Origin of the sequence: Mycolicibacterium neoaurum ATCC 25795, assembly GCF_000691525.1 — a bacterium.
Lineage (GTDB): Bacteria > Actinomycetota > Actinomycetes > Mycobacteriales > Mycobacteriaceae > Mycobacterium > Mycobacterium neoaurum.
Genome location: NZ_JMDW01000019.1, coordinates 111,067 through 123,370, shown reverse-complemented (window position 1 = coordinate 123,370; position 12,304 = coordinate 111,067). Strand labels below are relative to the sequence as shown.

The window sequence follows — 12,304 nt, the reverse complement described above, 5'->3', positions numbered from 1 at the left end:
CGACTGCGCTCCGCCTCGGCCAACTCGGCAGCAAGCTCGTCGCGCACCTCGACACTGAGCATGTTGGTGAATTCCCCTCGTAATCTCATCAGGCCCTCGACCGGCACAGTTGTGGGCCTGTTGTCGAAAGGCACTGCAATTCTATAACGTGTTCTACATGACTGAACAGGACTACAGTGTCTTTGACGTAGTAGTGGTAGGGAGCGGTGCTGCCGGCATGGTCGCCGCCCTCACCGCCGCTCACCAGGGACTCTCGACAGTAGTCGTTGAGAAGGCTCCGCACTATGGCGGTTCCACGGCGCGATCCGGCGGTGGCGTGTGGATTCCCAACAACGAGGTTCTTCAGCGTGACGGGGTCAAAGACACCGCCGCGGAGGCACGGAAGTACCTGCACGCCATCATCGGCGATGTGGTGCCTGCCGAGAAGATCGACACCTACCTGGACCGCAGTCCGGAGATGTTGTCGTTCGTGCTGAAGAACTCGCCGCTGAAGCTGTGCTGGGTTCCCGGCTACTCCGACTACTACCCGGAGACGCCGGGCGGTAAGGCCACCGGCCGCTCGGTCGAGCCGAAGCCGTTCAACGCCAAGAAGCTCGGTCCCGACGAGAAGGGGCTCGAACCGCCGTACGGCAAGGTGCCGCTGAACATGGTGGTACTGCAACAGGACTATGTCCGGCTCAACCAGCTCAAGCGTCACCCGCGCGGCGTGCTACGCAGCATCAAGGTGGGTGTGCGATCGGTGTGGGCCAACGCCACCGGCAAGAACCTGGTCGGCATGGGCCGGGCGCTCATCGCGCCGCTGCGCATCGGTCTGCAGAAGGCCGGGGTGCCGGTGCTGCTGAACACCGCGCTGACCGACCTGTACATCGAGGACGGGGTGGTGCGCGGAATCTACGTTCGCGAGGCCGGTGCCCCCGAGTCTGCCGAGCCGAAGCTGATCCGGGCCCGCAGGGGCGTGATCCTCGGTTCGGGCGGTTTCGAACACAACCAGGAGATGCGCACCAAGTACCAGCGCCAGCCCATCACCACCGAGTGGACCGTCGGTGCCGTCGCCAACACCGGTGACGGCATCCTGGCAGCCGAAAAGCTGGGTGCGGCACTGGAACTCATGGAGGACGCGTGGTGGGGTCCGACCGTCCCGCTGGAGGGCGCCCCGTGGTTCGCCCTTTCCGAGCGCAACTCCCCCGGGTCGATCATCGTCAACATGAACGGTAAGCGGTTCATGAACGAATCGATGCCCTACGTGGAGGCCTGCCACCACATGTACGGCGGTCAGTACGGCCAGGGCGCCGGGCCGGGCGAGAACGTGCCCGCCTGGATGATCTTCGACCAGCAGTACCGCGATCGCTATATCTTTGCGGGATTGCAACCCGGACAACGCATCCCGAAGAAGTGGATGGAATCGGGCATCATCGTCAAGGCCGATAGCCTGGCCGAGCTGGCCGAGAAGACCGGTGTGGCCGCCGACGCGCTGAAGGCCACCATCGAACGGTTCAACGGTTTCGCACGGTCCGGCGTCGACGAGGACTTCCACCGCGGCGAGAGCGCCTACGACCGCTACTACGGTGATCCGACGAACAAGCCGAACCCGAACCTCGGCGAGATCAAACACGGCCCGTTCTACGCCGCGAAGATGGTGCCCGGTGACCTGGGCACCAAGGGTGGCATCCGCACCGACGTGCACGGCCGGGCGCTGCGCGATGACAATTCGGTGATCGAAGGCCTCTATGCGGCAGGCAATGTCAGCTCGCCGGTGATGGGTCACACCTATCCCGGCCCGGGTGGCACAATCGGGCCCGCCATGACCTTCGGCTACCTCGCCGCATTGCATCTCGCTGGAAAGGCCTGATATGCCCATCGATGTGGAGAAGGCGCTCGCCGCCGACCTGGATCCGATCGAGTTCTCCTGGACAAGCAGCGATATCCAGCTGTACCACCTCGGCCTCGGCGCCGGCTCGGACCCGATGGACGAGCGCGAACTGCGCTATCTGACCGATGACACCCCGCAGGTGCTGCCCACCTTCGGCAATGTCGCGGCCAGCTTCCACATGACCCAGGCGCCGACCGTGCAGTTCCCCGGCATCGATATCGAGCTGTCCAGGGTGCTGCACGCCAGCGAGGGTGTGACCGTGCCCGGCCCCATCCCGACCAGCGGGACGGGATTCTCCAAGCAGCGGTTCACCGAGATCTGGGACAAGGGCAAGGCCGCCGTCATCGTCAGCGAATCCACCGTGACCGATGCCTCGGGCACCGTGTTGTGGACGACCAAGCGCTCGATCTTCGCCCGCGGCGAGGGTGGTTTCGGCGGCGAGCGCGGCCCGTCCACCTCGGTCGAATTACCCGACCGCGCACCGGATGCCGAGATCGCGCTGCCGATCCTGCCGCAGCAGGCGCTGCTGTATCGGCTGTGTGGTGACCGCAATCCCCTGCATTCCGATCCGGCGTTCGCCAAGGCGGCCGGCTTCGACCGGCCGATCCTGCACGGACTGTGCACCTACGGTATCGGAGCCAAGGCGATCGTCGACCATTTCTTGGATGCCGACGTGTCCCAGGTTGCCAGCTACGGTGCCCGGTTCGCCGGCACCGTCATCCCCGGCGAAACCCTCCAGGCCAACATCTGGAAGCAGGACGGCAAGTTCATCGGCACGCTGACCGCGCCGAGTCGGGACAACACCGTGGTGCTCTCGGGTGTGGAGCTCGTCCCGGCCTAGACCTGCCGGGACAGATCCTCGCCGCCGGTGGTCGGGCGCGACGGGCCGTGTGGCGCGATCGGCGCAGGCCCCGCCGCGGAGCCACCGGCGCTGGGTCCTGGCGCGGCCGACTCCCGCGAATCCAACTGCGCCTCACGCTGATCCTGCTGATGCTCACGGGCATCCTGGCCGGCCTGACGTTCGTTCTGCTGGCTCTCGCGGGCGTCTTGTTGGGCGTCACGCTGATTCTGCTGCGCCTCACGCTGCTCCGGGGTGGGCGCGCCCGGGACGCCAGGCGGCGGGCCACCCGCGGGACCGCCCGGCCCCTGTCCCTGATCCTGCTGTGCGGCCTGGGTGCCCTGCTGCACCGCGCCCTGGGCGGCCTGCATGGCCTGTTGCATCAGCTGACCGAAGCCGCCGCCACCGCCTTCGCCCCCGCCGCCGAGGCTGCCGGCGGCCTGCTGCGGCATCTGCGTCAACTGGCCCAGCTGCCCGGTGAGCTGTTCGAGCATTCCGCCGACCTGTCCCACCGACTGACCGCCGGTCTCATCGGAGGTGGTGTAGGCGGCCTGGGCGGCCTCGACCTTGCCGGAGAAGGTGTTCTCCTTGGCGGCCAACGCCGTTACGTTGGCGGTCAACTGGGCCTCCAGCGTCGGCAGCACCGCCGCGATCGTCATGCTCATGGCATCGGCACCGGGCGGGATCACGGGCATCGGCGGCAGTTCGACCGCGGCCGCATTCCAATTGATCTCATCGGGCTTGAACATTCCGGTCATCGCGGGTCACCAATCATCGTCGACATCGTCTTCGGCAAGGTCGTGCTCCAGCGCCTCCGGCATCGCCAGACCGAGCTTGGTACCACCGCCGCCTGCGCCGCGCTGACCCATCATCGGGGCGCCGCCCATCCCGCCTCCGGCACCGGCGGCCACCGGTGCCAGCCCACCGAGGGCGCCGGCACCGGCGTTCGCACCCGACGGCCCCACCGAGACCGGCGGCGTGCCGACCAGGCTCGCCATCAACGGGGTCTGCGCGGAACCACCGCCGCCACCGGGCAACGACGCCGCGCGCATCATGCCCGCCCCGGCACCGGCTCCGGCGCCGCCCGCGAGCGGATGGTTGGAAAAAGCCGAGAACGGCGAGAAACCGCCTGCGCCCATGCCGCCGCTACCGCCACCGCCGAGCATGGAGGTCAGCTGTTGCAGCGGCTGACCGACGGTCTGCATGAGTTGCTGCGGCGCCTGGGTTACCTGTCCCATGGCCTGGCCGAGCATCTGGGGTAGCTGGCTGACCAGACCCGCCATCTGACCCATCATCTGCATCCCCTGGCTGGGATCGGCCTGGGAGACCTGCTGGGGTCCGACCGCGGGCGCGCCGGTCGGGGGTGTGGTGGCCGGCGCGCCGATACTGTTGGCCATCGAGGTGGCATTGGCCGTGACGGTCGCGGTGTTCTGCGACAGACCCATCATGATCTGGCTCTGCACCAGCGCCTGGGTCTCGGGCGACCCGGATGCCTGGATCGCCATGCAGGCGGCCTGGGTCTGCTGGGCGACCATGTTGGCCATCATCTTGGTCTGGACGACGGCGGCTTCCATGGTGCGCAGCTTGGCGGCGATGGCCGCGGCCTGCGCGGCATTGGCCTCGTGTCCGCCGATGATCGAGGTGGCCTCGCCAGCGGCGGCGGTCGAGGCGGGCCCTTGCCATTCGGAGCCCATCTGCACCAGCTGACCCTGCTGCTGGGGCACGACGGTGCCACCGATCTTGGCCGCGAGCGCGTCGTATTGCGCCGCGGCCGCGGCAAGCGCGTTCTCGTCGACATTCGGCCACGCCGGCCCCGTAACTGTTTGCCCCCCGTATGGGCTCACATCAGGCTGGATCCCCATGGCCTCGAGATTACCGCGCCACCGACGGGTGGCGGTGCAGTGAAATCAGCCGAGGATCAGACCCGATGTCGGCACCCCGGTACCCGCCGTGACCAGCACATGTTCGACATTGTCAACCTGGTTGACCGACGTTCCCCGTAGCTGACGCACCCCTTCGGCGATCCCGTTCATGCCGTGGATATACGCCTCGCCGAGCTGTCCGCCGTGGGTGTTGATGGGTAGCTTCCCGCCGATCTCGATGGCCCCGCCGGCGATGAAATCCTTGGCCTCGCCCTTGCCGCAGAAGCCGAGCTCCTCGAGCTGGATCAGCGTGTACGGGGTGAAATGGTCGTAGAGGATCGCGGTCTGGATATCCGCGGGCGTCAGACCGCTCTGCTCCCACAGCTGGCGGCCGACCAGGCCCATCTCGGGCAGCCCGAGCTCCTCGCGGTAGTAGGAGTACATGGTGAACTGATCGGTCCCCGCCCCCTGCGCGGCCGCCTCGATGACCGCCGGGCGATGTTTGAGGTCCTTGGCCCGCTCGGGGGTGGTGACCACGATCGCGACGCCACCGTCGGTCTCCTGGCAGCAGTCCAGCAGCCGGAGCGGTTCGGCGATCCAGCGGGAGTTCTGGTGATCCTCGATCGTGATCGGCTTCCCGTAGAAGTGCGCCTTGGGGTTGGTTGCGGCGTGCTTGCGATCGGCGACCGATACCGCACCGAAATCGGCGCTGGTGGCGCCGTATTCGTGCATATAGCGCTGCGCGATCATGGCCACCGACGCCGCGGGTGTGCTCAGGCCGTGCGGGTATGACCAGCTGTACTCGACGCCGCGCGAATCGGCGTTGACGGTCAACCCCGTCATCACCTGGCCGAACCGGAACTCGGAGCGCTCGTTGAAGGCCCGGTAGGCCACCACGACCTCGGCCACCCCGGTCGCGACGGCCAGCGCGGCCTGCTGCACCGTCGCCGCCGCCGCACCGCCGCCATAACCGATCTGGCTGAAGAACTTCAGATCACCGATGCCGGTGGACCGCGCGACGGCGGTCTCCAGGTTGGAGTCCATCGTGAAGGTGACCAGACCGTCCACATCGGACGGCGCCAGCCCGGCGTCATCGAGCGCGTCGAGCACCGCCTCGGCAGCCAGTCGCAGCTCGCTGCGCCCGGAATTCTTGGAGAAATCGGTGGCACCGATACCGGCGATCGCCGCTTTGCCGGACAGGCCGGCCTTTCCGGACGATGTCACTTGTCCCCCAGGGTGAGCGTCGAGGTGGCGATGACATGGTTGCCGAGGCTGTTGGCGCCCACCACTTTCAGGGTCACCACATCGCCGTCGATCTCGGTGACCTCACCACTGAAGGTGATGGTGTCATAGGCGTACCAGGGCACCCCAAGGCGCAACTTGATGGACTTGACCCGCGCGTCCGGACCGGCCCAGTCGGTGACATAACGCCCGACCAGACCGGTATCGGTGAGGATGTTGACGAAGATGTCCTTGGATCCCTTGGCCTGCGCCTTGTCCCGGTCGTGGTGCACATCCTGGTAATCGCGGGTGGCGATGGCGGTGGAGACGATGAACGTCGGGTCACCGTAGATCTGCAGTTCGGGCAGTGTGGTGCCGACCGCGACGTCGGTCAGGGTCAGACTCATGCTTGCGGCTCCCATGCATACAACGTCCAGGCCGGGCTGACCTCACTGTCGGGGAAGTCGATATAGGTTGCGGTGACCGGCATTCCGATCTTCACCTGCTCGGGATCCACCCCACGCAGCTCGCCGAGCATCCGAACGCCCTCCTCGAGTTCGACGAGGGCGATCACGAAGGGCAGCGTGCGGCCGGGCACCTTCGGTGCATGGTGGACGACATAGCTGAACACCGTGCCCCTCCCGGAGGAGACGACATAATCGGCGGGTGCGTCTTTGTCGGCCCACATCGCGGGGACCGGTGGGTGCTGCAGCGTCCCGTCCGGGCGGCGCTGGATACGCAGTTCGTGTGCGTTGACGCCATCCCAGAAGAACTTGGTGTCACGCGACGAGGACGGCCGCATCAGTTTGTCGGGATCGAGATCCTCGGGAATCGCGGCCGTTTCGGTCTTGGCCGCGTTGGCTGCCGGCAGGAACTTCATGATGCGCCAGTCCATCTCGGCGACCAGTTCCTCCGCGCCGGCCCCGACGGTATGCCAGCTGATCTTCTGGTTGATGAAGTAACCCTCACCGAGCGCGGTCTGTTTGGGACCGACGATGCCGACGATCTCCGCACTCATCGCCACCTGCTCCCCCGGCTGCAGGTAGCGGTGATAGGTCTGGTCGCAGTTGGTGGCGACGACGCCGACATAACCGGCGTCATCGAAAAGCTTCATGGCGCGGGCGAGCGGATCATCATCGGAGCGGGAACGCCCCAGCCCCATCATGGTCCACACCTGGATCATCGCCGGCGGGGCGACGATACCCGGATGACCTGCGGCACGGGCCGCCTCGGCGTCGACGTAGATCGGGTTCTTGTCCCCGATCGCATCGACCCAGTGATGGATCATGGGTTGGTTCACCGGGTCGCGCGCCACGGTCGGACTACTGCTGCCCGCCGCGAGGACCGCCTCGATACCCGCCTGCAGTTCGCTCACCGGGTCACCCTCGGCACCTTCAACCCCGACGCGGCGATCATTTCGCGCATGACCTCGTTGACGCCGCCACCGAAGGTGATCACCAGATTGCGTTTGGTCATCTTGTCCAACCAGTCCAGCAGCCTGCCGGTGTGGGCATCGGCGGGGTTGCCGTAGCGGCCGACGACCTCTTCGGCCAGCCGGCCGACCTCTTGGATGCGCTCGGTGGAGAAGACCTTCGTCGCCGCCGCATCGGCCACCGCGATGGTCTCGCCCGAGGCGGCCACCTGCCAGTTCAGCAACTCGTTGATCCGCCAGATCGATTTGATCTGGGCCAGCAGTCGACGCGCGTCGTCCTGTTCGATCGGCACGACACCATCGGATCCGGGCATGCACGCCCACTCGTGGACCTCGTCGTAGATCCCGGCGATGCGTCCGGCCGGGCCAAGCCCGACGCGCTCGTGGTTGAGCTGGGTCGTGATGAGCTTCCAGCCGCCGTGTTCCTCGCCGACCAGCATGTCGGCGGGCACCCGGACGTCGTTGTAATACGACGCGTTGGTGTGGTGTGCCCCATCGCTGAGGATGATCGGCGTCCAGGAGTAGCCGGGATCCTTGGTATCGACGATCAGGATCGAAATGCCCTTGTGCTTGGCGGCTTCCGGATCGGTGCGGCAGGCCAGCCAGATGTAGTCGGCGTCGTGGGCGCCGGTGGTCCACATCTTCTGGCCGTTGACGATGTACTCGTCGCCGTGGCGCACCGCGGTGGTCCGCAGCGAGGCGAGATCGGTGCCCGCCTCCGGCTCGGAGTAACCGATCGCGAAATGCACCTCGCCGGCGAGGATCCCGGGCAGGAACTTCTTCTTCTGCAGTTCGGTCCCGTGCACCTGCAGGGTGGGGCCCACCGTCTGCAGCGTGACCATCGGCAGCGGGATATCGGCGCGGTTGGCCTCGTTGATGAAGATCTGCTGCTCGATCGGCCCGAAGCCGAGCCCGCCGTACTCCTTGGGCCAGCCCACACCCAGCTTGCCGTCCGAGCCCATCCGCTTGATCACCGCGCGATAGGCCTCGTTGTGGCGATCGGACTCCATCGCCGCGGCTTCCTCCGGCGTGATGAGCGTCGAGAAGTACTCGCGGAATTCGTCTTGCAGCTTGCGCTGTTCCGGCGTCAGTTCGATGTACATGGCTATTTACGCTCCCACCAGATCCAGTCGATACGCAGGCCCGCCCAGCAAGCGGGTGAGGTCCTTGATGGAGGAGAAATACCGATCCATCGGATAGGTGATATCCATTCCCATGCCGCCGTGCAGATGATGACACAACCGCATCGCCGGCGGCGCCTGCGAGGTGATCCAATAGCCCAGCAGCGCCAGATCGTCGTCGGCATCGAGGCCCTCGGACAACCGGTAGATCACCGACGTGGCCGCGAGATCGATTGTCCGCGAGGCGATATAGACATCCGAGAGCTGCGCGGCGACGGTCTGGAAGGTCGACAGCGGACGCCCGAACTGTTCGCGAGTGGCCACGTAATCGGCGGTAAGTCGCAGCGCGCCGGCGACCAGGCCCGCGGCGAAGGCTCCGGTGGCGGCCAGCACCAACTGGTTGACTCGGCGGGTCGTGGCGTTGGCGAGCACTCCGTCCACCTCGGCGCCGTCGAAGACCACCACGTACTCGTCGGTGCCGTTGGAGGTCGGCGTCTTGGTCAGCGTCACCCCACTCGCGGTCGGAGCGATCACCGCGACCCCACCGTCCGCGGTGACCAACAGCCATCGCGCGGTGCCGGCATAGGGCACACCGATCTTGGTTCCGGTGAGCTTCCCGTCGGTCAGGGTCACCGAGGGGCGCTCGGGAAGCGAGACTCCGGGCTCGTTGAGCGCCGCCGACAACACGGCCCCGCCGGCGACCCCGTCGAGATAGCGGTCCTGTTCGGTATCGGTGGCCACCTCCAGCAGCGGCAGCAACCCGAGACCCAGCGTGGCCAGTGCCGCACCGGTCGTACCGCGCCTGCCGATCTCGGTGAGCGCGGTGGCGATCTCGGGCAGTCCGAGCCCGTCACCACCGAGGCGCTCGGGCACCGCCAGCGCCGCCACCCCACCGGATACCAGTGCGTCCCAGCTGTTGTCCCGTTCCAGCACCGAGGTCACCACATCGGCGACGGCCTGCTGTTCGGGCTTCGGCGTGAAGTCCACCAGGATTCCCCTAGCTCGAGGCGCCGGCGCCCGCGCCGGTGTAGTCGACCTGCCAGTGCTTGATTCCGTTGAGCCAGCCGGACTTCAACCGCTCCGGCTCGCCGATCGGTGTGATGTCGGGCATCACGTCGGCGATCGCGTTGAAGATCAGGTTGATGGTCATGCGGGCCAGGTTCGCGCCGATGCAGTAATGCGCACCGGTACCACCGAATCCGACGTGTGGGTTGGGATCACGCAGGATGTTGAACTGGTGCGGGTTGTCGAACGCCTCGTCGTCGAAGTTGGCGGCGCGGTAGGACATCACCACGCGCTCACCCTTCTTGATCTTCGCCCCGGAGAGCTCGGTGTCCTCGAGTGCCGTGCGCTGGAACGCCGACACCGGTGTCGCCCAACGGATGATCTCGTCGGCGGCGGTGCTCGGGCGTTCCTTCTTGTAGAGCTCCCACTGGTCGGGATTGTCGGCGAAGGCGATCATGCCGTGGGTGATCGAGTTGCGGGTGGTCTCGTTGCCTGCGACGGCAAGCATGACCACGAAGAAACCGAACTCGTCGTCGGAGAGCTTCTCGCCCTCGATATCGGCCTCGATCAGCTTGGTCACGATGTCCTCGGTCGGGTTCTGCGCCCGCTCCTCGGCCATCTTCATGGCGTAGGTGATGAGTTCGAAGGAGGACATCGCCGGATCGACATCGGCATATTCGGGATCCTCGCCCGCGGTCATCTCATTGGACCAGCGGAAGATCTTGTCCCGGTCGTCCTGCGGCACACCGAGCAGTTCGGCGATGGCCTGCAGCGGCAGTTCGCAGGACACCTGCTCGACGAAGTCGCCCGAGCCGGCTGCCGCCGCGGTTTCGGCGATCTTGCGGGCACGGGCCCGCAGCTCGTCTTCGAGCCGACCGATGGCGCGCGGGGTGAACCCGCGCGAGATGATCTTGCGCAACCGGGTGTGCTGCGGCGCGTCCATGTTGAGCAGCACGGCCTTCTGCAGATCGATGGCGTCGCGGGTCATCTCCTGCGGCCAGACCGGGATGGCGCCGTCGGGTGAGCTGCCGAAGATGTCGTTACGCTTCGAGACCTCTTTGACGTCGGCGTGCTTGGTGACGATCCAGTAGCCCTTGTCACCGAAGCCCCCGGTCCCTTCCGGCACGTCCACCCAGTGGACGGGCTCGGCGCGGCGAATCTCCGCCAACTCCTCCACGGGCAGGCGTTCGAGGTTCAGACTGGCGTCCAGCGGGTCGAAGCCCTTGGGCAGGTTGGGGCTGGGCATGCAGAGATCTCCTTGCTCAATTCGGGGCATGTCACCGGCCACGACGGGTGCCGAGACAATTCCTTCTAGTACCACTCGTGAACCATTGAAACATGCCTTCACCGCAGATAAAAGGCGCGGCGGCATCCTCGCTTGTCAGAGTAATGAAACGTGTTCTAGCCTGACAAGCATGGGTAATCCTGTCATCGTCGAAGCCACCCGCAGCCCTATCGGCAAGCGCAACGGCTGGCTGTCCGGGCTGCATGCCACCGAACTCTTGGGCGCCGTGCAGAAGGCGGTCGTCGAGAAGGCCGGGATCGACGCCGGCGATGTCGAACAGCTCATCGGCGGTTGTGTCACCCAGTACGGCGAGCAGTCCAACAACATCACCCGGGTCGGCTGGCTGACCGCGGGATTGCCCGAGCACGTGGGTGCCACCACCATCGACTGCCAGTGCGGCAGCGCCCAGCAGGCCAACCATCTGATCGCGGGCCTTATCGCCACGGGTGCGATCGATATCGGCATCGCATGCGGTATCGAGGCGATGAGCCGGGTGGGCCTGGGCGCCAATGCCGGTCCCGATCGCGGTCTCATCCGCGCCTCGTCTTGGGATATCGACATGCCCAACCAGTTCGAGGCCGCCGAGCGGATCGCCAAGCGCCGCGGGATCACCCGTGCCGACCTGGACGCGTTCGGGCTGGCCTCGCAGGCCAAGGCCAAGCAGGCCTGGGCCGAGGGTCGCTTCGATCGGGAGATCTCACCCATCTCAGCGCCGGTGCTCGACGAGAACAAGCGTCCGACCGATGAATGGGCGCTCGTGACCCGCGATCAAGGTCTGCGCGATACCACGGCGGAGGGTCTGGCCGCGCTGAAGCCCGTGATGGAAGGTGCCATGCACACCGCGGGAACCTCCTCGCAGATCTCCGACGGCGCGGCCGCGGTGCTGTGGATGGACAGCGATGTGGCGAAGGCCCACGGCCTCACGCCGCGCGCCCGGATCGTGGCGCAGGCCAATGTCGGTGCCGAGACCTACTACCACCTCGACGGCCCGGTGCAGTCGACCGCCAAGGTGTTGGAGAAGGCCGGGATGAAGATGGGCGATATCGACCTCGTGGAGATCAACGAGGCTTTCGCGTCCGTCGTGCTGTCCTGGGCGCAGGTCCACGAGGCCGATATGGACAAGGTCAACGTCAACGGTGGCGCCATCGCGCTGGGCCACCCAGTGGGCTCCACCGGTGCCCGGTTGATCACCACCGCACTGCACGAGCTGGAGCGCACCGGTAAGAGCACCGCGCTGATCACGATGTGCGCCGGTGGCGCGCTGAGCACGGGCACCATCATCGAGCGGATCTAACGTGCCGGCATCCGATTCCGAGCGCATCGCGGCCGCCCAGGCTTATATCGACGCGCTGTCGACCCATCGAGCGGATGCGGTCCCATTCCATCCGGACTGCATCCGGATCGAGATGGGGCTCAAGACCGGAAGATCGGGAGATCATCTGCGGCGCAGCCTGAACAACGGTCCGCAGTTCAAGGTCATCGAGAAGACCACACCACCGGAGTTCACCGTCGACGGCGCTCACATCCGCGCCCGTTTCGACGTGCTGACCAGGCCGCGGCTCTTCGGCAGGCGCGTGTGCTCACACGTCGACGAGACGTTTCTGATCCCCGCCGACGATCCTCGGATCCACCACATCCGGGCGTCGCTGAAGCCGTTCATCAGCCGATAG

General features: G+C 66.3%; 12 protein-coding genes. 4 read left to right on the top strand and 8 right to left on the bottom strand.

The window, feature by feature from the left end:
- The first annotated feature begins 157 nt into the window (after nt 1–157).
- Both kstD and IC40_RS0123675 read left to right on the top strand, forming a co-directional pair.
- Complete coding sequence (kstD, locus tag IC40_RS0123680; RefSeq protein ID WP_030137149.1) at nt 158–1,849, top strand: 3-oxosteroid 1-dehydrogenase; 1,692 nt, start codon at nt 158–160, stop codon at nt 1,847–1,849.
- A 1-nt stretch (nt 1,850) separates the two neighbouring features.
- On the top strand, nt 1,851–2,711 hold the full coding sequence (locus IC40_RS0123675) for an enoyl-CoA hydratase ChsH3 (protein ID WP_030137148.1): 861 nt from the start codon (nt 1,851–1,853) through the stop codon (nt 2,709–2,711).
- On the opposite strand, the gene IC40_RS0123670 is transcribed toward IC40_RS0123675, so the two are convergent.
- From IC40_RS0123670 to IC40_RS0123635, 8 genes are read right to left on the bottom strand one after another with little or no spacing between them, the layout of a single operon-like run.
- On the bottom strand, nt 2,708–3,466 hold the full coding sequence (locus tag IC40_RS0123670) for a PE domain-containing protein (RefSeq protein WP_030137147.1): 759 nt from the start codon (nt 3,464–3,466) through the stop codon (nt 2,708–2,710). The two genes, IC40_RS0123675 and IC40_RS0123670, sit on opposite strands and share 4 nt — an antisense overlap.
- A gap of 6 nt (nt 3,467–3,472) precedes the next feature.
- On the bottom strand, nt 3,473–4,570 hold the full coding sequence (locus tag IC40_RS0123665; RefSeq protein WP_030137146.1) for a hypothetical protein: 1,098 nt from the start codon (nt 4,568–4,570) through the stop codon (nt 3,473–3,475).
- 45 nt (nt 4,571–4,615) lie between these two features.
- A complete protein-coding gene (locus IC40_RS0123660; RefSeq protein ID WP_030137145.1) occupies nt 4,616–5,794 on the bottom strand; it encodes a 17-hydroxy-3-oxo-4-pregnene-20-carboxyl-CoA lyase in 1,179 nt (392 codons plus the stop codon).
- Nucleotides 5,791–6,198: a MaoC family dehydratase gene (locus IC40_RS0123655; protein ID WP_191293599.1), complete on the bottom strand. Its 408-nt coding sequence runs from the start codon at nt 6,196–6,198 to the stop codon at nt 5,791–5,793. The genes IC40_RS0123660 and IC40_RS0123655 overlap by 4 nt, the downstream gene beginning before the upstream one ends.
- Entirely contained in the window at nt 6,195–7,166 is a 972-nt protein-coding gene (locus IC40_RS0123650) for a bifunctional MaoC family dehydratase N-terminal/OB-fold nucleic acid binding domain-containing protein (protein WP_030137143.1), read from the bottom strand. Before IC40_RS0123650 ends, IC40_RS0123655 begins: the two co-directional genes overlap by 4 nt.
- Nucleotides 7,163–8,326 carry an acyl-CoA dehydrogenase FadE29 gene (gene fadE29 / locus IC40_RS0123645; RefSeq protein ID WP_030137142.1) on the bottom strand — a complete coding sequence of 388 codons (1,164 nt, stop codon included), beginning with the start codon at nt 8,324–8,326 and terminating at the stop codon, nt 7,163–7,165. Before fadE29 ends, IC40_RS0123650 begins: the two co-directional genes overlap by 4 nt.
- A 6-nt stretch (nt 8,327–8,332) precedes the next feature.
- On the bottom strand, nt 8,333–9,331 hold the full coding sequence (locus IC40_RS0123640) for an acyl-CoA dehydrogenase family protein (RefSeq protein WP_030137141.1): 999 nt from the start codon (nt 9,329–9,331) through the stop codon (nt 8,333–8,335).
- A 10-nt stretch (nt 9,332–9,341) separates the two neighbouring features.
- On the bottom strand, nt 9,342–10,595 hold the full coding sequence (locus tag IC40_RS0123635; RefSeq protein ID WP_030137140.1) for a cytochrome P450: 1,254 nt from the start codon (nt 10,593–10,595) through the stop codon (nt 9,342–9,344).
- 169 nt (nt 10,596–10,764) lie between these two features.
- On the opposite strand from IC40_RS0123635, the gene IC40_RS0123630 reads away from it, so the two are divergent.
- Together IC40_RS0123630 and IC40_RS0123625 are read left to right on the top strand one after the other, a co-directional pair.
- On the top strand, nt 10,765–11,928 hold the full coding sequence (locus tag IC40_RS0123630) for a steroid 3-ketoacyl-CoA thiolase (RefSeq protein WP_030137139.1): 1,164 nt from the start codon (nt 10,765–10,767) through the stop codon (nt 11,926–11,928).
- Nucleotide 11,929: 1 nt separating this feature from the next.
- A complete protein-coding gene (locus IC40_RS0123625; RefSeq protein WP_030137138.1) occupies nt 11,930–12,304 on the top strand; it encodes a DUF8021 domain-containing protein in 375 nt (124 codons plus the stop codon).

Excerpts from the sequence above, each read along its gene's own strand:
- kstD (WP_030137149.1), top strand. The coding sequence starts at position 158 with ATGACTGAACAGGACTACAGTGTCTTTGACGTAGTAGTGGTAGGGAGC.
- IC40_RS0123675 (WP_030137148.1), top strand. The coding sequence starts at position 1,851 with ATGCCCATCGATGTGGAGAAGGCGCTCGCCGCCGACCTGGATCCGATC.
- IC40_RS0123670 (WP_030137147.1), bottom strand. The coding sequence starts at position 3,466 with ATGACCGGAATGTTCAAGCCCGATGAGATCAATTGGAATGCGGCCGCG.
- IC40_RS0123665 (WP_030137146.1), bottom strand. The coding sequence starts at position 4,570 with ATGGGGATCCAGCCTGATGTGAGCCCATACGGGGGGCAAACAGTTACG.
- IC40_RS0123655 (WP_191293599.1), bottom strand. The coding sequence starts at position 6,198 with ATGAGTCTGACCCTGACCGACGTCGCGGTCGGCACCACACTGCCCGAA.
- fadE29 (WP_030137142.1), bottom strand. The coding sequence starts at position 8,326 with ATGTACATCGAACTGACGCCGGAACAGCGCAAGCTGCAAGACGAATTC.
- IC40_RS0123635 (WP_030137140.1), bottom strand. The coding sequence starts at position 10,595 with ATGCCCAGCCCCAACCTGCCCAAGGGCTTCGACCCGCTGGACGCCAGT.
- IC40_RS0123630 (WP_030137139.1), top strand. The coding sequence starts at position 10,765 with ATGGGTAATCCTGTCATCGTCGAAGCCACCCGCAGCCCTATCGGCAAG.